The organism is Cellulomonas sp. FA1, assembly GCF_000986825.1.
Taxonomy (GTDB): domain Bacteria; phylum Actinomycetota; class Actinomycetes; order Actinomycetales; family Cellulomonadaceae; genus Cellulomonas; species Cellulomonas iranensis.
In genome coordinates this window covers 3,884,979-3,904,888 of the sequence record NZ_LBMY01000001.1, presented here as the reverse complement: position 1 = coordinate 3,904,888, position 19,910 = coordinate 3,884,979, and the positions used below count along the sequence as shown (strand labels likewise).

Genomic DNA, 19,910 nt, shown 5'->3' with positions numbered 1-19,910 from the left:
AGGACACGGACGTGACCGAGGCAGCGGGGACGGCGACGAGCCTGGCCACGCTCGAGGAACGCGCCCGTGCGCGTCCCGAGGCGTTCGGCACGGGGGCGCTGATCGTGTGCGAGTCGCTCGTGCGGATCTACCAGTCCGAGGGCGTCGAGGTGCAGGCCCTGCAGGGTCTGGACCTGCTGGTGCGCACGGGCGAGCTGGTCGCGGTGGTCGGCGCGTCGGGGTCGGGCAAGTCGACGCTGCTGGCGGTGCTCTCGGGGCTGGACGTGCCGACCGCCGGGCAGGTGCGCGTCGGCGAGTGGGACCTCATGGCGATGACCGCGCGCCAGCGCGTGGCCTATCGGCGCTCGACGGTCGGGTTCGTGTGGCAGCAGACGGCGCGCAACCTCGTGCCGTACCTGACGGCGGCCGAGAACGTCGCGCTGCCGATGGCGCTGGCCGGGCGGCCGCGGCGGGCACGGCGGGTCGACGCCGCGGAGCTGCTCGACGTGCTGGGCGTCGGGTACTGCGCCGACCGGCGTCCCGGGCAGATGTCGGGCGGCGAGCAGCAGCGCGTCGCGATCGCGACGGCGCTCGCGAACTCGCCGCAGGTGCTGCTGGCCGACGAGCCCACGGGTGAGCTCGACACGGCCACGTCGGCCGACGTGCTCGCGGCGCTGCGCGACGTCAACCGCGACCTGGGCACGACCGTCGTGGTCGTCACGCACGACCCGGGCGTGAGCGACCACGTGCAGCGCACGGTCGCGATCCGCGACGGTCGCACGAGCTCGGAGGTGCTGCGCCGCACCACGACGCGCGACGACGGCACCGAGCACACCGTGGCCGAGGAGCTCGCGGTGCTCGACCGCGCGGGCCGCGTGCAGCTGCCGCGCGAGTACCGCGAGGCGCTGGACCTCGTGGGCCGCGTGCGGCTCACGCTCGAGCAGTCGCACATCGCGGTGCACCCCGAGCACGCGCGCACCGACGGGGAGGACGCCCGATGACCACGACGGCGACGACGCCGCGCGACGCGACGACCGGCGGGCCGATGGTGCTCGTCGAGCACGTCGCCCGCACCTACGGCAGCGGCCGCACGGCCGTGCACGCGTTGCGCGACGTGTCCCTGGAGGTGCAGCCGGGCGAGCTCGTGGCGCTCGTGGGCCGCTCCGGGTCGGGCAAGACGACCCTGCTCAACGCGATCGGCGGGCTGGACCGCCCCGACGAGGGGCGCGTCGTGGTGGCGGGGCACGAGGTGTCGGCGCTCGACGAGCGCGGGCTGGTCCGGCTGCGCCGCGACGTCGTGTCGTTCGTCTTCCAGACGTTCGGGCTCGTGCCCGTGCTCACGGCGGCCGAGAACGTGGGCGTGCCGTTGCGGATGCGCCGCACACCCGTCCCCGAGCGCGAGGCGCGCGTCGCGCTGCTGCTCGACCTGGTCGGTCTCGGCGACCACGCGCGGCAGCGCCCCGGGCAGATGTCGGGCGGGCAGCAGCAGCGCGTCGCGATCGCGCGCGCGCTCGCGACGTCGCCGCGGCTGCTGGTGGCCGACGAGCCGACGGGTCAGCTCGACTCCGAGACCGGCCGGCAGGTGATGGCGCTGCTGCGGGCGGTCGTCGAGGCCGAGGGCATGACCGCGATCGTCTCGACGCACGACCCCGTCATGGTGGCCCTGGCGGACCGCACGATCCGGCTCGCGGACGGGCGCCTGCTCGAGGGCTGACGGTCGGGCGGGCACCCGCGGGGCCCCGCCCGACCGGCGGGCGTCAGGGCGCGGCGACCTGCTCGGCGGGCGCGGCGGGTCCGGCGTCCGCCGGGGTGCCGGGCCGGTGCGCGCGCATCGCGAGCGCGCACAGCGCCCCGAGCACGAGCACGCCGACCGTGACGGCGAGGGTCTGCGCGGCGGCCGACGCGAACCCGGCGTCGACGGCGGTGCGCGCGGCGGCGCGCAGCTGCTCGGCGACGTCGGCGGGCACGCCCGCGGGCACGTCGAACCCGCCGCCGGCGCCGAGCCCGGCCGACGCGGCCTGCCGGAACCCCTCGACGAACGGCCCGCGCACCTGCTCGGGCAGGCCCGCGGCGGCGTCCTGCGCGGCGGCCGGCATGGTCGCGGCGAGGCGCGACGTGAGGGTCGCGACGACGACGGCCGAGCCGATGACGCCGCCGACCTGGCGCGTCGTGTTGAACGCGCCCGCGCCCGCGCCCGCGGTGCGTTGGTCGAGGCCCGAGGTCGCGAGGCTCGCGAGCGGCGAGAACACCAGGCCCGTGCCGACGCCGAACAGCACCATCGGCAGCACGAGGCGCCACACGGCGACGCCCGGCTGCACCTGCGTCGCGAGGACCCCGATCGCGACCGCGAGCGTCGCGAAGCCGCTGAACGCGACCCACTTGCCGGGCACGCGGTCCGACAGCCGGCCCGCGAACGGTGCGATGACGCCCGACAGCAGCGACCCGGGGAGGCCGACGAGCGCGGCGTGCAGCGGCGAGAGGCCGAGCACCTGCTGCAGGTACAGCGTGAACGGGAAGAAGATGCCCGTCATCGCGAACGTCACGGCGGCGCCGGCGACGTTCGCGAGCGAGAAGTTGCGGTGCACGAACAGCCGCAGCGGCAGGAGCGCGTCGTCGCCGCGGTGGCGCTGCCACAGCAGGAACGCGCCCGACACGAGGACGCCCGCGCCGACGACGCCCCACACGGTCACGGGGCCGACGATCGTGCCCCAGTCGTACGCCTCGCCCTCCTGCAGCCCGAAGACCAGGAGCGTCAGCCCGACGACCGACAGCACGACGCCGACGCCGTCGAGCGAGCGCGCGTGGGTCGGCAGCACGGGCAGCTGGCGGAACGACAGCCACAGCGCGACCGCGCCGACGGGGACGTTGACGTAGAAGATCCACTCCCAGCCGACGGTCTCGACGAGCAGGCCGCCGAGCACCGGGCCGGTGATGGTCGCGACGCCCGCGACCGAGCCCCACACGCCCATCGCGGCCCCGCGCTGCTGGGGCGGGAAGACGCGCGTGATCATGGCCATGGTCTGCGGCGTCATGAGCGCACCGCCGACGCCCTGCACGGCGCGCGCGGCGATGAGCCACCCGACCGAGCCGGACAGGCCGCACGCGAGCGACGCGAGCGTGAAGATCACGAGTCCGGTGACGAACACGGGACGCGGGCCGAACCGGTCGCCGAGCCGCCCGGTGACGAGCAGGAGGACGGCGAACGTCAGCAGGTAGGCGCTGTTGACCCACCCGACGGTGACGAGGCTCGCGCCGAACGCGTCCTGGAGGGTGGGGACGGCGATGTTCACGATGGTCGTGTCGACCATGATCATGAAGAAGCCGAGGCACAGGGGCGGCAGCACGCTCCAGGGGCTGCGGCCGCGCAGGTCGACGAGGGGCTGGGTCACGGGGTGCTCCGGGTGTCGGTGGCCGCGAGGCGACGTGCGCGCGCGGCGAGGAAGTCGGGGGGCGGGGGCCCGCCCCACTCGAGGGTGTCGTCGGCGAGCTCGCGCAGGACGTCGTCCAGCCAGGCGATCTCCGCCGTGAGCAGGACGAGCTCGCGCTCGCCGTCGAGCACGAAGCGGCGCGGCAGGCCCTCGCCGCGGACGGCGTCGATGCGGGCGCGCAGCTCCGCGAGGCGCGCGGCCTCGCGGTCGCGCCGCGCCTGGAGGGCGGCGGCGACGTCGTCGACGGGCAGGCGCCACGCGTGCGCCAGGCCGACGGGGAAGTCCGGGAGCGCGGGGCGCTCGTCGGCCAGGTGGGCGGTGATCGCCGGGGCGAGCGCGGCGTGGCCGGCGGGCGTCGCGCGGTACGTGGTGCGCTCGGGGCGGTTGCCGGCGCGCTCGGTGCCGACGGCCTCGACGAGGCCGTCGCGCTCGAGCCGGTCGACCGCGTGGTAGACGGCGCCGGGGTTGACGCGCACGAGGCGGTCGTCGCCGCGCTCGACGAGCGTCTGGAAGACGTCGTACGGGTGCCGGGGCTGCTCGGCGAGCAGCGCGAGGACGACCACCGTGACGGCGGTCGGCGTGCGCGACATGTCTGTCCTCCGGTCGGGGTGCACGGTCGGGACGTGGGACCTCGGTCCTTGTTCCGGCCGGAACATTACGCCTGGAACAACAGCGCGTCGAGCCGATCACCGGGTGACGTCGCGCACGCACGAGGGGCGCCGACCCCGACGGGTCGACGCCCCTCGCGGGCGGGCCGGACGACGTCAGGCGTCGATGCCCTCGAACAGCTCGGTGACCAGCGCCGCGACCGGCGAGCGCTCGGAGCGCGTGAGCGTCACGTGCGCGAACAGCGGGTGCCCCTTGAGCGCCTCGATGACCGCCGCGACGCCGTCGTGCCGCCCCACGCGCAGGTTGTCGCGCTGCGCGACGTCGTGCGTGAGGACCACGCGCGACGACTGCCCGATGCGCGACAGCACCGTGAGCAGCACGTTGCGCTCGAGCGACTGCGCCTCGTCGACGATCACGAACGCGTCGTGCAGCGAGCGCCCGCGGATGTGCGTGAGCGGCAGCACCTCGAGCAGGTCGCGGTCGACGATCTCCTCGACGACCTCCTTGCCGACCACGGCGCCGAGCGTGTCGAACACGGCCTGCGCCCACGGGCTCATCTTCTCGGCCGAGTCCCCCGGCAGGTAGCCCAGGTCCTGCCCGCCCACCGCGTAGAGCGGGCGGAAGACCATGACCTTGCGGTGCTGGCGCCGCTCGAGCACGGCCTCGAGGCCCGCGCACAGCGCGAGCGCCGACTTGCCCGTGCCCGCGCGCCCGCCGAGCGACACGATGCCGATCTCCTCGTCGAGCAGCAGGTCGATCGCGACGCGCTGCTCGGCCGAGCGCCCGTGCAGCCCGAACACGTCCCGGTCGCCGCGGACCAGCTGTACGTGCTTGTCGGCCGTGACGCGCCCGAGCGCCGACCCGCGCGGGCTGTGCAGCACCAGGCCCGTGTGGCAGCGCAGGTCGGTCGGGCTGCCCGTGAGCGTCGACCCCGCCGCCGGCGGCGCGACGTCCGCGAGCGCGAGCGACTCGTGCTCCCACAGGTCGGCCATCTGCTGCTCGGTGAGGTCGAGCGCGTCCATGCCGGTCCAGCCCGAGTCGACCGCGAGCTCGGCGCGGTACTCCTCGGCGTCCAGGCCGACCGCGGACGCCTTGACGCGCATCGGCAGGTCCTTGGAGACCACGACCACGCGCCGCCCCTCGGCGGCCAGGTTGGCCGCGACCGCGAGGATCCGGGTGTCGTTGTCGCCGAGCCGGAACCCCGACGGCAGCACCTGCGGGTCGACGTGGTGGAGCTCGACGCGCAGCGTGCCGCCCACGTCGGTGACGGGCACGGGCGCGTCCAGCCGGCCGTGCTCGACGCGCAGGTCGTCGAGCAGGCGCAGCGCGCTGCGTGCGAAGTACCCCAGCTCGGCGTGGTGGCGCTTGGCCTCGAGCTCGGTCACGACGACGACCGGCAGGACGACGTCGTGCTCGGCGAACCGCAGGAGCGCACGCGGGTCGGACAGCAGGACGGAGGTGTCGAGCACGTACGTGAGGCGTTCGGACGGGGAGCCGGGGGCCCCGGGCGACCCCGGGGCGGTGGTCGCGGGTGCGGTGCCCAGGTCGTGCTGCGAGGTGCGGTCCACGGCAGGCTCCCCTCGGGCGCGTCAGCGCCGGTGCGGGTGCCGCCCGCCGGCTCGGGGCGCCGGGGCACCCGCGGGTCGTCGGACGGCGGCGGGACGGGTCGGCCGGCCGAGGGCCGGGTCCGGCCCTCCGTCTCGGAGCGGTCGCTCCATGGGCTGGCCTCCCGGGGACGACGGGCGTCGTCCTCGGTCGCGAACGTAACCCCGGTCACACCCGCCGTCGCGCACATCCACGCGCGTCGCGGCAGATGTCACGCGCTGTTCACGTGACGTCCCACGGCCCGACTGCGGGCACGTGGGCGATCGCGCAGGTCAGCGCCCGAGTCGCCGCTGCCGCTGGCTGTAGGCGCGCACGGCGCGCAGGAAGTCGACACGCCGGAAGTCGGGCCAGTAGGCGTCGCAGAAGTAGAACTCCGAGTGCGCCGACTGCCACATGAGGAACCCGCCGAGCCGCTGCTCGCCCGACGTGCGGATCACGAGGTCGGGGTCGGGCTGGCCCTTGGTGTAGAGGTGCTGGGCGATGTGCTCGACGTCGAACGCCTCGGCGAGCTCGTCGAGGCTCGCACCGGCCTCGGCGTGCACGCGCAGGAACGAGCGCACGGCGTCGGCGATCTCGCGGCGCCCGCCGTAGCCGACGGCGACGTTGACGTGCAGGCCCTGCACGTCGGCCGTGGCGTCCTGCGCGGCCTTGAGCGCCGACGCGGTGCGGTCGGGCAGCATGTCGAGCGCGCCGACGGCCTGCACGCGCCAGCGCCGCTCCGCCGCGAGCTCGCCGACGACGTCCTCGATGACGCGCAGCAGGTGCTCGAGCTCCTCGGGGTCGCGCGCGAGGTTGTCGGTCGACAGCATCCACAGCGTCACGACCTCGACGCCCACGTCCTCGCTCCACTGCAGGACGTCGCTGATCTTGTCGGCGCCGCGCCGGTGCCCGGTGGCGGACGACAGGCCGCTGTCGCGCGCCCAGCGGCGGTTGCCGTCGAGGATCACGCCGATGTGCCGCGGCACCCGGTCGGGGTGCAGGGACGCCGCGAGGCGTCGCTCGTACAGGCCGTAGAGCGGGTGCGGCAGGCGCACGCGTAGCCTCCTCGTGGCGGTCGTTCGACGGCGCCCACGGTACTCGCCGGAGGACCTCGCGAGGGCACGGGTCACGTCGACACCGCTACCTACGGACGCGTAACCTACGGTCACGTAGGTCTCGAGCGACGAAGGCGGCACCCGACGCATGAGCACTCCCCCGGCCCACGACGCGCACCCCGCGCGCCCCGGACGCGACACCCCCGACGAGCCCCGCCGCAGCGACCACCCCGTGTCCCGCGCGGCCGACGCCGTCGGCGACGCGGTCGAGCAGGTCGTCGACGCGGTCAAGCCGCGGCTGCGCGGCTGGATCCACGCGGGCGTCGCGCCGCTCGCGCTCGTCGCGTCGATCGTGCTCGTCGTGCTCTCGCCCACCGCGGCCGCCCGCTGGGCCAACGTCGTGTTCGGGCTCTCGGCGGTCATGCTGTTCGGGACCAGCGCCCTTTACCACCGCGGCACGTGGTCGCCGCGCGTCGCGGGCGTGCTGCGCCGGCTCGACCACACGAACATCTTCCTCATCATCGCCGGCACGTACACGCCGCTCGCGGTGCTGCTGCTGCCGCCGCCGACCGCGCGCACGCTGCTGCTCGTCGTGTGGTCCGGCGCGCTCGTCGGGCTGCTCGCGCGCGTGTTCTGGCTGGGTGCGCCCCGGTGGGTGTACGTGCCGATCTACCTCGCGCTCGGCTGGGTGGCCGTCGGCTTCATGCCGCAGTTCTGGACGTCGGGCGGCCCGGCGGTCGTGTGGCTCATCGCGGGCGGCGGCCTCGCGTACACCGTCGGCGCCGTGGTCTACGGGCTCAAGCGCCCGAACCCGAGCCCGCGGTGGTTCGGGTTCCACGAGATCTTCCACGCGCTCACGGTCGTGGGGTACACGTGCCACTTCGTGGCCGTCGCGATCGCGACGGCCCACGCCGCCTGACGACCCGCGCCCCCGCCCGGCGGACGGCTCAGCCGCGCGGCACCACCGCGTAGCGCCGGTGCGCCAACGACGGCACGCGCTCGCGCACGGCCGCGATCCCGGCCGCGTCGACGTCGACCGTGCGCACCTGCGGCGTCTCGTCGAGCTCGAGGCCCACCACGCCGTCCGGCCCGACGACGAGCGACCGTCCGACCACGCCCCGGCCGGCCTGGCCGACCGCGACCACGGCCGCCGTGCTCTCGATCGCGCGCGCGACCGCGAGCGTGCGCCACTGCATGGCCTTGAGGTCGCCCGCGACCCACGCGGCGGGCACCACGAGCACGTCGGCGCCCGCGTCGACCAGGCGCCGCGCCGACTCCGGGAACCGCAGGTCGTAGCAGGTGAGCACACCCAGCCGCAGGCCCGCGACGTCGAGCACGAGCGGCGCCGCGTCCACCGGCCCCGGCGCGAGCCGCTCCGACTCCCGGTGCCCGAACGCGTCGTACAGGTGCACCTTGCGGTAGACCCCCACGACCTCGCCGGTCGCGTCCACACCCACGACGGCGTTGACCGCGCGCGGCCGGCCGTCGGGCCCGGGCTCGCCGCCCGGCAGCGTCGTGCCCGCGAGCACGGCGCACCCGCCGCGGCGCGCCTCGGTGCGCAGCATCGTCACGAACGGCCCGTCGAGCGGCTCCGCGAGGTCGACGCCCACGCCGCGCGGGTCGTACGCCGACGCGTACTCGGGCAGCACCGCGACGTCCGCGCGCACGCGCGCCGCCGTGCGCAGCGCGTCGCGCGCCGCCACGAGGTTCGCCTCGCGGTCCGTGCCGACCTGCAGCTGCGCGACCGTGACGCGCACGGCCGGGCGCTGCGGCGGCGCGGGACGGTCGGTCACGGGCGGTCGTCCGCCGCGTCGTCGGCCCCCGCGTCCTGCGGCGCAGCCGCGTCGGCCGGGGCGTCGGCGACGGGCGCGGTCGCGTCGGTCGGGCCGGCCGCCGCGGTCTCGGCGGCGACCCGCTCGCGCTCGCGGTGCGTCGCGCGTCGCATGCGCCGCGTGAACGAGACCGCGAGGGCGATGATCGCGACCGCCAGCAGGAACGTCGCGACGAACCCCGCGAACCCGGGCGACCCCTCCTGCGGGCTCTCGTACGTCGGCCCCGGCAGCCGCTCGGCCCACACCACGCCCGTGAGCAGGGCCGCGCCCAGCAGCGCGCTCATCGTGCGTGCTCCGTCCCGCGGATCCCCGCGAACAGGTCGTCCTCGGGCAGCGTCGTCGGCACGCGGGACTCCGCGAGCTCGTACTCCTCGTCGCGCCACGTCGCGAGCTCGACCTCGCGCGGCACCGCGAAGAACCAGCCCTCGGGGTCGATCTGCGTCGCGTGCGCCCGCAGGGCGGCGTCGCGCTGCGGGAAGTAGTCGGCGCACTCGACGCGCGTCGTGACCTCGCGCTCGGGCACCTCGCGCGCCTGCCGCGAGTCGATCCAGTCGCTGAACGGCGACTCGCCGCCCGCCGCGACGATCGCGTCGTGCACGGCCCGCATGCGCGCGAGCGAGAAGCCGTGGTTGTAGTACAGCTTCAGCGGGGTCCACGGCTCGCCGCGGTCGCGGTAGCGCTCGGGGTCGCCCGCGGCGGCGAACGCCTCGACGCCCACGCGGTGGCACATGATGTGGTCCGGGTGGGGGTAGCCGCCCGTGGGATCGTACGTCGTGATGACGTGCGGCCGGAACTCGCGGACCAGCTCGACGAGCGGCGCGGCGGCCTCCTCGAGCGGCACGAGCGAGAACGAGCCCTCCGGCACGGGGGGCAGCGGGTCGCCCTCGGGCAGGCCCGAGTCGACGAAGCCCAGCCAGTGCTGCCGCACGCCGAGCGCCGCCGCTGCGGCGGCCATCTCCTCGCGGCGCACCGCGCGCATCTCCTCGAGGCCCACGGGTGCGGGACCGTAGTGCGGGTTGAGCACGTCCCCGCGCTCGCCGCCGGTGCAGGTCACGACGAGCACGTCGACGCCCTCCGCCGCGTAGCGGGCCGTGGTCGCGGCACCCTTGCTGGACTCGTCGTCCGGGTGCGCGTGCACCGCCATCAGCCGTAGCCGGTCCGTGCTCACCTGAGGATCCTCCCGTGGCAGGTCGTGGGACGAGAGACAATGATCCCTCACGCGCCGCGCACCGCGTCCGCGCGCCCTCGAGCAGGGCACCCGAGACCGCTCACCGACACCGCACCAGGAGGCCCCACCGTGGTCGCACCGGCCCCCCGCCCGCCCGCCGGGCGCTACGGACCGGAACCCACCGACGGCGCGCGCCGCCTGCAGCGCCTCGGGCTCGCGGCGCTCGTCGTGGTCGCGATGCTCGTGATCGGCTGGGTCGGCGGCGGCGTGCTGCGCGACCCCGTGCAGTGGCAGGACGTGGGCTACCGCGTCGACGGGCCGACGCGCACCGAGGTGACGTTCGACGTTACGACCGACGTCGGACGGTCGGCGACGTGCCGCGTGCAGGCGCTGTCGTCGTCGTACGCGCAGGTGGGCGTGCTCGACGTGCCCGTGCCGCCGGCCGACCACCGCACGCGGCGCGTCACCGTCACGGTGCCGACCGTCGAGCTCGCCGTGACCGGCGTCGTCGACGGGTGCCGCCTCGACGGGTGACACCGGTCCCCCGTCCGGGTCAGCGCGTCACGGTGCGCTTGGTAGGCTAGGCGTTTACGCCGCCCCCGGTCCGGCGTCACGCACAGGTCGACGTCACACCGCGGCGGGACGGCACCACCCCCTCCCTCCCGGCACCGCACGGCCTCGACGCGTGCCGGCACGTGGGGCCCACACGCCGCCGACGAGGCGGCCACCGGAGTCAAGGAAGGAGCGATCGTGACGGACACGACTGCTGCCACGTGGCTGACGCAGGAGGCCTACGACCGCCTCAAGGAGGAGCTCACGCACCTCGAGTCGGTGGGTCGCAAGGAGATCGCGGACCGCATCGCGGCGGCCCGGGACGAGGGCGACCTCAAGGAGAACGGCGGCTACCACGCCGCGCGCGAGGAGCAGGCCAAGCAGGAGGCGCGCATCCGCGAGCTGCAGGCCAAGCTGCGCAACGTGCAGATCGGCACGCCGCCGGACGACGGCGTCGTCGAGCCCGGCATGGTCGTGACCGCGGTCGTCGCGGGCGACGAGATGACGTTCCTGCTGGGCTCGCGCGAGATCGCGGGCACCGCGGAGATCGACGTCTTCTCCCCCACGTCGCCGCTGGGCGCCGCCATCCAGGGGCACAAGGTCGGCGACTCGACGTCCTACGAGGCGCCGAACGGCCGTCAGATCCCGGTCGAGATCACCGCGGCGAGCCCGTTCGTCGGCTGACCGCGCACGACCCGTCACGCGGGGGACGCACCGGAGAGCCGGTGGCGTCCCCCGCGTGCGTTCAGGCGTCGCCGATGCGGTAGCCCGCGGCGCGCAGCGTGGCCAGCACGGTCGCGCAGTGCTCGGCGCCCTTGGTCTCGATCTGCAGGTCGATCGCGACGTCGCTGAACGCGAGGTCGCCGCCCGTGCGCAGGTGCGACACGTGCATGACGTTGCCGCCCGTCGCGGCGACCTCGTGCAGCAGGTCCGCGAGGGCACCAGGCGTGTCCTCGACGACGACGTGCAGGTGCAGGTAGCGCCCGGCGGACGCGAGGCCGTGCCGCACGACGCGCAGCAGCACGAGCGGGTCGATGTTGCCGCCCGACAGCACGCACACCACCGGCCGCCCGTCGTCGCCCGCGACGCCGCGCGGGTCGGCCATGAGCGCGGCGACGGCCGCGGCGCCGGACGGCTCGACGACGAGCTTGGCGCGTTCCGCGACGAGCAGCAGCGCGCGCGACAGGTCCTCCTCGGACACGGTCCGCACGGGCACCTGGTGGCTCGCGAGCACCTCGAACGGCACGTCGCCGGGGGTGCCGACCGCGATGCCGTCGGCCATGGTCCGCAGCTCGGTCGCCGGCACCGGGCGGCCCGCCGCGAGCGACACCGGGTAGGCGGCCGCGCGGGCCGCCTGCACGCCGATCACGCGCACGTCGGGACGCTCGTCGAGCGCGGCGGCGATGCCGGCGGCCAGGCCGCCGCCGCCCACGGGCACGACGACCGTGCCGACGTCCGGCACCTGCTCGAGGATCTCGAGCGCGACCGTGCCCTGCCCGGCGTCGACGTCGGGGTGGTCGAACGGGTGGATGAGCACGGACCCGGTCCGCGCGGCGTGCTCGCGCGCGTGCACGAGCGCCTCGTCGACCGACGTGCCGGCGAGCTCGACGCGTGCGCCGTAGCCGCGGGTCGCCGCGAGCTTGGGCAGCGCGGCGTCGACGGGCATGAAGATCACCGCGTCGATGCCCAGCAGGCGCGCCGCGAGCGCGACGCCCTGCGCGTGGTTGCCCGCGCTGGCGGCGACGACGCCGCGCGCCTTCTCGTCGGCCGTCAGCCGCGCCATGCGCGTGTAGGCGCCGCGGATCTTGAACGACCCGGCGCGCTGCAGGTTCTCGCACTTGAGCCACACGTCGGCGCCCGCCAGCTCGGACAGCGCACGGCTGCGCTGCACGGGCGTGCGCTCGGCGACGCCCTCGAGCAGCGCGGCCGCGGCGCGGACGTCGGCCGGCCCGATCACGGGCCGACCGGCGGGTCGCCCGCCGTGGTGCCGCGCGCGGGGCCGTGCTCGTGGCGGGCCGCGTCGGCCTCGGACTCCGCCTCGGCGGCGGCCGCGATCGCGCGGTCCACCACGGGGTGGCCCTTGGCGCGGATGGGCACGTGGTCGTGCGTGCCGAGCTGCGGGAACTTGTCGTGCCCGTGCAGGTACAGCACGACCGTGTTGATGACCGCCGCGATCGGCACCGCGAACAGCGCACCGACGATCCCGGCGACCAGCGAGCCGGACGTGACGACGAGGAGCACCGCGACCGGGTGCAGCGACACCGCGTGCCCCATGAGGAACGGCTGCAGCACGTGCCCCTCGAGCTGCTGCACGAGCAGCACGATGCCGAGCATGATCAGCGCCGACACCCAGCCCTGCGTGACGAGCGCGACGAGCACCGCGATGGCGCCCGTGACGATCGCGCCCACGAAGGGGATGAAGGAGCCGAAGAACACGAGGACGGCCAGCGGCATCGCGAGCGGCAGCTGCAGGATCGCCGCACCGGCGCCGATGCCGATCGCGTCGACGCCCGCGACGAGGATCTGCGTGCGCGTGTAGGCGCCGAGGGTGACCCAGCCGCGCCGGCCGGCCTGGTGGACGCGCTCGCGCGAGCCCCGCGGCAGCAGCCCCACGAGCCACGCCCAGATGCCGCGCCCGTCGATGAGGAAGAACAGCGTGCAGAACAGCGCGATGAGCGTGCCGGCCGCGACGTGCCCGACCGTGACGCCCACCGACAGCGCGCCCGAGGCGATCTGGTCGGCGCTCGACGCGGCGGCGTCCTGCAGCTGCGTGATCCACTTGTCGATGTCGGCCGTGCCGAGGTGCAGCGGCCCCTCCGACAGCCAGTCGACGAGCTTGGTGACGCCGTCGCTGGCCTGGTCCCACAGCTCGGTGACGCCGTTGACGATCGACTGCCCCGCGAGCGTCAGCAGCCCCGCGACGAGCCCGAGGAGCAGCACGACCGCGATCCCCGACGCCGCGGCGCGCGGCAGCCGCAGCCACCGCTGCAGCGCGCGCACCAGCGGCGAGAGCAGCACCGTGAGGAGCAGCGCGATCGCCACGGGCACGACGATGACCTTGAGGACCGCCAGACCCCACACGGCGAGCGCGACGGCCGCGAGGATGACGATGAGGCGCCAGGACCACGCGGCGGCCGCCTGCACGGCGGGCGGCACGGGCCCCGGGCGCGGGGTCGCGGCGGTGCCGGGCGCGGGCAGCGGCTCGGCGGGCGCACCCTCCTGCGCCGCGCCGGGTGCGCCGTCGGCCGCCGGGGCGGCCGTCGTGACGTCGTCGCGCCGGCCGGGCGTGCTCATCGACCGAGCCCGGCGGCCGCGAGCGCCTGGCCGAGGTCGGCGAGCAGGTCCTCGACGTCCTCGATGCCGACGGACAGCCGCACGAGGTCGTCGGGGACCTCGAGCGCGGTGCCCGCGACGGAGCCGTGCGTCATGCGCCCGGGGTGCTCGATCAGCGACTCGACGCCGCCGAGCGACTCGGCGAGCGTGAACACCCGCGTCGCGGCGCACACCGCGACCGCGGAGTCGGCCGAGCCGGTGCGGAAGGCGACCATGCCGCCGAACCCGCGCATCTGCCGGGCCGCGACCTCGTGGCCGGGGTGCTCGGGCAGGCCGGGCCACAGCACCTCGGTGACGCCGGGGTGCTCGACGAGGAACCGCGCGACGGCCTCGGCGTTGGCCACGTGGCGGTCCATGCGCACCGCGAGGGTCTTGAGGCCGCGCAGCGTGAGCCACGCGTCGAACGGGCCCGCGACCGCGCCCGACGCGTTCTGCAGGAAGCCGACCGCGTCGCGCAGCGACGTCGTGCCCGTCGGCCCGGTCATGCCCGCGGGCAGCTGCGCGCCGTCCGCGACGACCACGGCGCCGCCGACGACGTCGGAGTGCCCGCCGACGTACTTCGTGGTCGAGTGCACGACCGCGTCGGCGCCCAGCGCGAGCGGCTGCTGCAGGTACGGCGTCGCGAACGTGTTGTCGACGATCAGCACCGCGCCGTGCGACTGCGCGTGCGTCGCGATCGCCGCGACGTCGGCGATGCCCAGCAGCGGGTTGGTGGGCGTCTCGACCCAGATCGCCTTGGTGCGGCCCGGCTGGATCGCCGCGAGCACCGCGTCGGGGTCGGACAGGTCGACGGGCGTGTGCTCGATCCCCCACGGGCCCAGGACGCGCGCGATCAGGCGGTACGTGCCGCCGTACGCGTCGTCGGGCACCACGACGTGGTCGCCGGGGCGCAGCACCGAGCGCAGCAGCGCGTCCTCGGCCGCGAGGCCCGACGCGAACGCGAACCCCGCGGCGCCGCCCTCGACGGCGGCGAGCGCCTCCTGCAGCGCGTCGCGCGTCGGGTTGGCCGAGCGGGAGTACTCGTAGCCGTCGCGCAGGCCGCCGACGCCGTCCTGCTTGTACGTCGAGACCTGGTGGATCGGCGTCACCACCGCCCCCGTGCGGGGGTCCGGGTCCTGACCTGCGTGGATGGCACGGGTCGAGAAGCCGGCGGCGGACCAGTCGTGGGGCTGCGCGAGCGGGTCGTGGGTCACGCCCCCAGGCTAGGCGGTGGCGCGCGCGGCAGCGCAGGCGCACACGCGGGTGGTGGCGCACGGCACGCGGAACACGGGCCGCGGCGCGCCTGTTGCACGTCGTGGACCCGACGACAAGGAGACGGTCATGGCCTCGCTGTTCGAGACGCTGCTGGGCTCGTCGCTGCGCACCACGATGGTGGACGCGGAGCACGCCCTCAAGGGACGGGACGGGTACCCCTACGCGGTCCCGTCGACGCACGCGGTGCTGGGCACGCCGCTGCAGGGCCCCTGGCCCGACGGCACGCGCGTGCTGTACCTGGCCTCGGGGTGCTTCTGGGGCGCCGAGAAGGAGGCGTGGCAGCTGCCCGGCGTCGTCACCACGGCCGTCGGCTACATGGGCGGGTTCACGCCCTACCCGACGTACGAGGAGACGTGCACGGGCCGCACGGGCCACACCGAGACGGTGATGGTCGCGTACGACCCGGCCGTGCTGTCCGACGTCGACCTGCTGCGGCACTTCTGGGAGGAGCACGACCCCACCCAGGGCTTCCGCCAGGGCAACGACCTGGGCACGCAGTACCGCTCCGCGGTGTTCTTCACGACGCCGGAGCAGGGCGCGGCCGCGCAGGAGACGCGCGACGCGTTCGCACCGGTGCTCAAGGCCCGCGGCTACGGGGACGTGACCACGGAGATCCGCCCGGTCGAGGAGGCCGGCACGTTCTACTACGCCGAGGACTACCACCAGCAGTACCTGAAGAAGAACCCGGCGGGCTACTGCCCGGTGCACTCCACCGGCGTCGCCTGCCCGGTCCCCTCGGCCTGACGGACCTGGATCGCCCTCTCACCACCCCGTGAGAGGGCGATCCAGTCGCCCCACCCACCCGCGAGAGTGCAATCCGGTCACCCACCCACCCGCGAGAGTGCGATCCGGTCGCCCCACCCACCCGCGAGAGCGCGATCCGGTCACGGCACCTTCGCCGCGAGATCCGGCGGGGAGTGCCCGCCCCTCGGCCAGACGGTGCTGGATCGCACTCTCACCACCTCGTGAGTGGGCGATGCGGACACGGCACCTTCGCCGCGAGATCCGGCGGGGAGTGCCGGCCCCTCGGCCAGACGGTGCTGGATCGCACTCTCACGACCCGGTGAGCGGACGCTCACCCGTCGGGCGGGTGTGGGTGGCGCGGGCGAGGATGGGCGCATGCTGCTCGACGACGTCGCCGACGCGTCCGCCCGCGTGGCCGCGACGCGGTCGCGGCTCGCCAAGCGCGCGGTGCTGGTCGACGTGCTGCGGCGCGCGGCGGCCGACGGGCCGCACGACGTCGCGGTCGTGGCGCGCTACCTCGCGGGCGAGCTGCGGCAGCGGCGCACGGGCCTGGGCTGGCGGTCGCTGGCCGGGATGCCCGGGCCGGCGGATGCGCCGACGCTGACGGTCGCGGAGGTCGACGCCGCGTTCGCGACGATGGCGGAGATGTCCGGCCCCGGGTCCGCCACGGCCCGTACCGACGCCGCCCGCGCGCTGTTCGGCGCCGCGACCGAGCGCGAGCAGCACCTGCTGCGGGGGCTCGTCAGCGGTGAGCTGCGCCAGGGCGCGCTGGACGCGCTGCTGCTCGACGCGGTCGCCGAGGCCGCGGGCGTCCCCGCCGACGTCGTGCGGCGCGCCGCGATGCTCGCGGGCGAGACCGAGGCGGTCGCCGCCGCCGCGCTCGCCGCGCCCGCCCCCGAGGACGCCCGGACCGCCCTCGCAGGGTTCACGCTCGCCGTGGGGCGGCCGGTGCGGCCGATGCTCGCGCAGTCCGCGCCCGACGTGCCGACGGCGGTCGCGCAGCTCCTCGAGCGGGCGGGGACCGCGGACGGGCCGGCGGCCGAGGTGGTCGTCGACACCAAGCTCGACGGCATCCGGGTCCAGGTGCACCGCGACGGCGACGACGTGCGCGTGTACACGCGGAGCCTCGACGACGTGACGGCGCGCGTGCCCGAGCTCGTCGCGGCCGTCCGCGCGCTGCCCGCGCGCACGCTCGTGCTGGACGGCGAGGCGCTCGCGCTCGACGCCGACGGCCGCCCGCGCCCGTTCCAGGAGACGGCCGCGCGCAGCGCCACGCGCGACGCCGACCTCGCGGGCGCGACGACGCTCACGCCGTTCTTCTTCGACGTGCTGCACGTCGACGGCCGCGACCTGCTCGACGCGCCGCTGCGCGAGCGGCTGGCCGTGCTCGACCGGGTCGCGGCGCCGCACGTCGTGCAGCGGGTGGTCACGAGCGACCCGGCCGTGGCGGCCGAGCACTTCCGGTCCGTCGTCGCCGCCGGGCAGGAGGGCGTGGTCGTCAAGGCGTCCGACGCCCCGTACGAGGCGGGACGCCGCGGGGCCGCGTGGGTCAAGGTCAAGCCGCGGCACACGCTCGACCTCGTGGTGCTGGCCGTCGAGCGCGGGTCGGGCCGGCGGTCCGGCCTGCTGTCGAACATCCACCTGGGAGCGCGCGACCCCGCGACGGGCGGGTTCGTCATGCTCGGCAAGACGTTCAAGGGCATGACCGACGAGACGCTCGCGTGGCAGACCGCGCGGTTCCGCGAGCTCGAGGTCGCCGACGACGGCTGGACCGTGACGCTGCGGCCCGAGCAGGTCGTCGAGGTCGCGTTCGACGGGCTGCAGCGCTCGACGCGCTACCCGGGCGGGCTCGCGCTGCGGTTCGCGCGGGTCCTGCGGTACCGCGAGGACAAGCCCGCCGCCGAGGCGGACACGATCGACACGGTGCGCGCGCTCGCCGCGCCGTGACCGACCACCGGAAGGTGATCGACCGCATGGCAAACGTTTGGCATGGTGGGTCCGTGGGGTCGACGGAGATCACGGAGGAGCGCACGACGACGCGCGCGGGGCACCGCCACGCGTGGCGCGTGCTCGCCGCCGCGCTCGTGTGCGGCTCGGCCGTCCTCATGTTCGCGCTGCACGTGCGGCCGCTCGCGTACGCCCCGCTCGTCGTGGGCGTGCTGCTCGCGTGGGCGGTCGACCGCGTGCTGGGCCGCGACCTGCTCGTGGTCGCGACCGGCATGGTCATCGTGTCGACCATCCCGCTCGGCGCCGACCTGTCCGACCTCGGCATGGTGCGGTTCACGATCGCGCTGTCGCTGGCCGTCGTGGTCCCGTACGTGCTGTCGCGGCACGTCAACGGCGACGACGTCGTCCGGTTCCCGTGGGGCACCGGGCGGCGGTGGACGCGCACGCAGTGGGCGTACCTGCTGTTCGTCGTGGGCGCCGGGTACCTCGTGCTGCCGTTCTACTTCCTCGACTCGGGCGCCTACCGGAACTGGCCCACGGTCGTGGAGGGGCACGAGGTCGCGCGCCTGTTCGTCGGCGTCAACGCCGTCGGCACGTGGGACGAGCTGTTCTTCATCTGCATCGTCTTCGCGCTGCTGCGCCGGCACTTCGGCCTGTGGACCGCGAACGTGCTGCAGGCGCTCGTCTTCGTGTCGTTCCTGTGGGAGCTCGGCTACCGCGAGTGGGGCCCGCTCCTGACGATCCCGTTCGCGCTCATCCAGGGCTTCACGTTCAACCTCACCAAGTCCCTCACCTACGTGCTGGTCGTGCACCTGCTGTTCGACGCCGTCGTCTTCATGGTGCTCGTCCACGCCCACACCCCCGAGCTGTTCGACGTCTTCGTCACCGCACCCGCGCGCTGAACCGTCGCGCCGCACCACCCGAGAGGCAGGACCCCCATGACCGACGCGCTCACCACCTGGGCCGGCAGCCACACGTTCCGCGGCGGACCGCTCGTGCACCCCACGAGCGTCACCGAGGTCGCCGAGCTCGTCGCCGGCGCGCAGCACGTGCGCGCGATCGGCTCGCGGCACTCGTTCCACGACCTCGCCGACTCCCCCGGCACGCTCGTCGCGCTCGACCGGCTCGAGGTCCCGACCGTCGTCGACCCGCACGCCCGCACCGTGACCGTCGGCGCGGGCGTGCGGTACGGCGAGCTCGCGCGCGACCTGCACGCCGCGGGCTGGGCCCTGCACACCATGGCCTCGCTGCCGCACATCGCGGTGGCCGGCACGGTCGCGACGGCCACGCACGGCTCGGGCGACGCGTCGCCCAACCTGTCGGCGGTGGTCCGTGGCCTGGAGGTCGTCGGCGCGGGCGGCGAGGTGCGCGTCCTGGGCCCCGACGACCCCGAGCTCGCGGCGTCCGTGGTGGGCCTCGGCGCGCTGGGCGTCGTCACGCGCGTGACGCTCGCGATCCAGCCGACGTACGACGTCGCGCAGGAGGTGTGGCTCGACCTGCCGTGGGACGCCGCGCTCGGGCGGTTCGACGCGATCATGGGCTCGGCGTACTCCGTGAGCCTGTTCACCGACTGGACCGGCGACGCCGTCGGCCAGGTGTGGCGCAAGCACCGGGTCGACGCCGGGACCCGCGGGGACGACGCCGTGCTCGCGGGCGCGCGCCCCGCCGAGGGCCCCGTGCACCCCGTGCCCGGCCAGGACCCCGCGGCCTGCACGCAGCAGGGCGGCGTGCCCGGCCCCTGGCACGAGCGCCTGCCGCACTTCCGGCTCGAGTTCACGCCCAGCGCGGGTGCCGAGCTGCAGTCCGAGTGGCTCGTGCCGCGCACGCACGCCGTCGCCGCGATCGAGGCGCTGCGCGGGCTGAGCGACCAGGTGTCGCCGCTGCTGATGATCAGCGAGATCCGCTCGATCGCGGGCGACGACCTGTGGCTGTCGACCGCGCACGGCGGCGACCGCGTGGGCCTGCACTTCACCTGGCAGCCGCGCCGCGCCGAGGTCGAGGCCGTGCTGCCCGTGATCGAGGCCGCGCTCGCGCCGTTCGACGCGCGCCCGCACTGGGGCAAGCTCTTCGCCGGCCCGGGCGCCGGGCGGACCTGGCAGGACCTCTACCCGCGGTGGGACGACGCCCGCGCGCTGATCGAGCGCCGCGACCCCGCGGGCGTCTTCGCGAACGACTACCTGCGGCGCGTGGGCCTGCACTGACGCACAGGCACCGCACAGGGCCGCCTCAGCGGCTTCGCGGGCGGGCCGCTCAGGCTCGAGCTCACCGGGAAACCCAGGGAGCACACCATGAGCGCCACCCGCACCGACGCACCGACCGCCACCCGCCGGACGGCGCCCGCACCGCCGAGCCGGCCGGCAGGCTCGGCCCCGCCGGGCACCTCGGCCCGTCCGCCGCCGCCGGCGCACCCCCGCCGCACCACGGC

At 75.5% G+C, this 19,910-nt stretch carries 19 protein-coding genes; 9 read left to right on the top strand and 10 right to left on the bottom strand.

What is annotated here, in order from left to right; all coding sequences use genetic code 11:
- Nucleotides 1–11: 11 nt before the first annotated feature.
- The gene (locus tag GY42_RS17590; RefSeq protein WP_201775289.1) at nucleotides 12–980 is read left to right on the top strand and encodes an ABC transporter ATP-binding protein; all 969 of its coding nucleotides are present in this window, start codon (nucleotides 12–14) and stop codon (nucleotides 978–980) included.
- Nucleotides 977–1,693 (top strand): ABC transporter ATP-binding protein, encoded by a 717-nt coding sequence (locus tag GY42_RS17585; RefSeq protein WP_046530291.1) that lies wholly within the window; start codon nucleotides 977–979, stop codon nucleotides 1,691–1,693. Before GY42_RS17590 ends, GY42_RS17585 begins: the two co-directional genes overlap by 4 nt.
- Before the next feature lie 43 nt (nucleotides 1,694–1,736).
- On the opposite strand, the gene GY42_RS17580 is transcribed toward GY42_RS17585, so the two are convergent.
- From GY42_RS17580 to GY42_RS17565, 4 genes are all read right to left on the bottom strand, one after another.
- Nucleotides 1,737–3,368, bottom strand: coding sequence for an MDR family MFS transporter (locus GY42_RS17580; protein WP_046530290.1), 1,632 nt, complete (start codon nucleotides 3,366–3,368; stop codon nucleotides 1,737–1,739).
- Entirely contained in the window at nucleotides 3,365–3,997 is a 633-nt protein-coding gene (locus GY42_RS17575) for a PadR family transcriptional regulator (RefSeq protein ID WP_046530289.1), read from the bottom strand. The genes GY42_RS17580 and GY42_RS17575 overlap by 4 nt, the downstream gene beginning before the upstream one ends.
- Nucleotides 3,998–4,171: 174 nt before the next feature.
- Nucleotides 4,172–5,560, bottom strand: a complete 1,389-nt coding sequence (locus tag GY42_RS17570) for a PhoH family protein (protein WP_046531216.1) — start codon at nucleotides 5,558–5,560, stop codon at nucleotides 4,172–4,174.
- A gap of 333 nt (nucleotides 5,561–5,893) precedes the next feature.
- Nucleotides 5,894–6,655 carry an isoprenyl transferase gene (locus GY42_RS17565; protein WP_046530288.1) on the bottom strand — a complete coding sequence of 254 codons (762 nt, stop codon included), beginning with the start codon at nucleotides 6,653–6,655 and terminating at the stop codon, nucleotides 5,894–5,896.
- 148 nt (nucleotides 6,656–6,803) lie between these two features.
- Between GY42_RS17565 and trhA the strand changes: the two genes are divergently transcribed.
- Nucleotides 6,804–7,574, top strand: coding sequence for a PAQR family membrane homeostasis protein TrhA (trhA, locus tag GY42_RS17560; protein ID WP_082131643.1), 771 nt, complete (start codon nucleotides 6,804–6,806; stop codon nucleotides 7,572–7,574).
- 28 nt (nucleotides 7,575–7,602) lie between these two features.
- On the opposite strand, the gene GY42_RS17555 is transcribed toward trhA, so the two are convergent.
- Genes GY42_RS17555 through mca form a run of 3 tightly spaced genes read right to left on the bottom strand, consistent with a single transcriptional unit; the run spans nucleotide 7,603 to nucleotide 9,655 of the window.
- Nucleotides 7,603–8,448 (bottom strand): carbon-nitrogen hydrolase family protein, encoded by an 846-nt coding sequence (locus tag GY42_RS17555; protein ID WP_052748494.1) that lies wholly within the window; start codon nucleotides 8,446–8,448, stop codon nucleotides 7,603–7,605.
- Nucleotides 8,445–8,771 carry a hypothetical protein gene (locus tag GY42_RS17550; RefSeq protein WP_052748493.1) on the bottom strand — a complete coding sequence of 109 codons (327 nt, stop codon included), beginning with the start codon at nucleotides 8,769–8,771 and terminating at the stop codon, nucleotides 8,445–8,447. The genes GY42_RS17555 and GY42_RS17550 overlap by 4 nt, the downstream gene beginning before the upstream one ends.
- Entirely contained in the window at nucleotides 8,768–9,655 is an 888-nt protein-coding gene (gene mca, locus GY42_RS17545; protein ID WP_046530287.1) for a mycothiol conjugate amidase Mca, read from the bottom strand. The genes GY42_RS17550 and mca overlap by 4 nt, the downstream gene beginning before the upstream one ends.
- Before the next feature lie 129 nt (nucleotides 9,656–9,784).
- Here mca and GY42_RS17540 point away from each other — a divergent pair, with 129 nt between their 5' ends.
- Nucleotides 9,785–10,189 (top strand): DUF4307 domain-containing protein, encoded by a 405-nt coding sequence (locus tag GY42_RS17540; RefSeq protein WP_046530286.1) that lies wholly within the window; start codon nucleotides 9,785–9,787, stop codon nucleotides 10,187–10,189.
- A 216-nt stretch (nucleotides 10,190–10,405) separates the two neighbouring features.
- Nucleotides 10,406–10,891 carry a transcription elongation factor GreA gene (gene greA, locus GY42_RS17535; RefSeq protein ID WP_046530285.1) on the top strand — a complete coding sequence of 162 codons (486 nt, stop codon included), beginning with the start codon at nucleotides 10,406–10,408 and terminating at the stop codon, nucleotides 10,889–10,891.
- A gap of 61 nt (nucleotides 10,892–10,952) precedes the next feature.
- Here greA and ilvA read toward each other — a convergent pair whose 3' ends face one another.
- From ilvA to GY42_RS17520, 3 genes are read right to left on the bottom strand one after another with little or no spacing between them, the layout of a single operon-like run.
- Entirely contained in the window at nucleotides 10,953–12,164 is a 1,212-nt protein-coding gene (gene ilvA, locus GY42_RS17530) for a threonine ammonia-lyase (protein WP_046530284.1), read from the bottom strand.
- Nucleotides 12,161–13,501: an AI-2E family transporter gene (locus GY42_RS17525; RefSeq protein ID WP_082131642.1), complete on the bottom strand. Its 1,341-nt coding sequence runs from the start codon at nucleotides 13,499–13,501 to the stop codon at nucleotides 12,161–12,163. Before GY42_RS17525 ends, ilvA begins: the two co-directional genes overlap by 4 nt.
- Nucleotides 13,498–14,733 (bottom strand): cystathionine gamma-synthase, encoded by a 1,236-nt coding sequence (locus GY42_RS17520; protein WP_046530283.1) that lies wholly within the window; start codon nucleotides 14,731–14,733, stop codon nucleotides 13,498–13,500. Before GY42_RS17520 ends, GY42_RS17525 begins: the two co-directional genes overlap by 4 nt.
- Nucleotides 14,734–14,860: 127 nt before the next feature.
- On the opposite strand from GY42_RS17520, the gene msrA reads away from it, so the two are divergent.
- The 4 genes from msrA (at nucleotide 14,861) to GY42_RS17500 (ending at nucleotide 19,686) form a co-directional block, all read left to right on the top strand.
- Nucleotides 14,861–15,538, top strand: coding sequence for a peptide-methionine (S)-S-oxide reductase MsrA (gene msrA, locus GY42_RS17515; RefSeq protein ID WP_046530282.1), 678 nt, complete (start codon nucleotides 14,861–14,863; stop codon nucleotides 15,536–15,538).
- A gap of 375 nt (nucleotides 15,539–15,913) precedes the next feature.
- Nucleotides 15,914–17,485 (top strand): ATP-dependent DNA ligase, encoded by a 1,572-nt coding sequence (locus GY42_RS17510; protein WP_046530281.1) that lies wholly within the window; start codon nucleotides 15,914–15,916, stop codon nucleotides 17,483–17,485.
- A 26-nt stretch (nucleotides 17,486–17,511) separates the two neighbouring features.
- Nucleotides 17,512–18,387 (top strand): CPBP family intramembrane glutamic endopeptidase, encoded by an 876-nt coding sequence (locus GY42_RS17505; protein ID WP_052748570.1) that lies wholly within the window; start codon nucleotides 17,512–17,514, stop codon nucleotides 18,385–18,387.
- 36 nt (nucleotides 18,388–18,423) lie between these two features.
- Nucleotides 18,424–19,686 (top strand): FAD-binding protein, encoded by a 1,263-nt coding sequence (locus tag GY42_RS17500; RefSeq protein ID WP_046530280.1) that lies wholly within the window; start codon nucleotides 18,424–18,426, stop codon nucleotides 19,684–19,686.
- Nucleotides 19,687–19,910: the final 224 nt, after the last annotated feature.

Bases quoted from the DNA above. Each gene is read 5' to 3' on its own strand.
- msrA (WP_046530282.1), top strand. From the start codon at position 14,861: ATGGCCTCGCTGTTCGAGACGCTGCTGGGCTCGTCGCTGCGCACCACG.
- GY42_RS17505 (WP_052748570.1), top strand. From the start codon at position 17,512: ATGGCAAACGTTTGGCATGGTGGGTCCGTGGGGTCGACGGAGATCACG.
- GY42_RS17525 (WP_082131642.1), bottom strand. From the start codon at position 13,501: ATGAGCACGCCCGGCCGGCGCGACGACGTCACGACGGCCGCCCCGGCG.
- GY42_RS17510 (WP_046530281.1), top strand. From the start codon at position 15,914: ATGCTGCTCGACGACGTCGCCGACGCGTCCGCCCGCGTGGCCGCGACG.
- GY42_RS17550 (WP_052748493.1), bottom strand. From the start codon at position 8,771: ATGAGCGCGCTGCTGGGCGCGGCCCTGCTCACGGGCGTGGTGTGGGCC.
- GY42_RS17575 (WP_046530289.1), bottom strand. From the start codon at position 3,997: ATGTCGCGCACGCCGACCGCCGTCACGGTGGTCGTCCTCGCGCTGCTC.
- GY42_RS17585 (WP_046530291.1), top strand. From the start codon at position 977: ATGACCACGACGGCGACGACGCCGCGCGACGCGACGACCGGCGGGCCG.
- trhA (WP_082131643.1), top strand. From the start codon at position 6,804: ATGAGCACTCCCCCGGCCCACGACGCGCACCCCGCGCGCCCCGGACGC.
- GY42_RS17500 (WP_046530280.1), top strand. From the start codon at position 18,424: ATGACCGACGCGCTCACCACCTGGGCCGGCAGCCACACGTTCCGCGGC.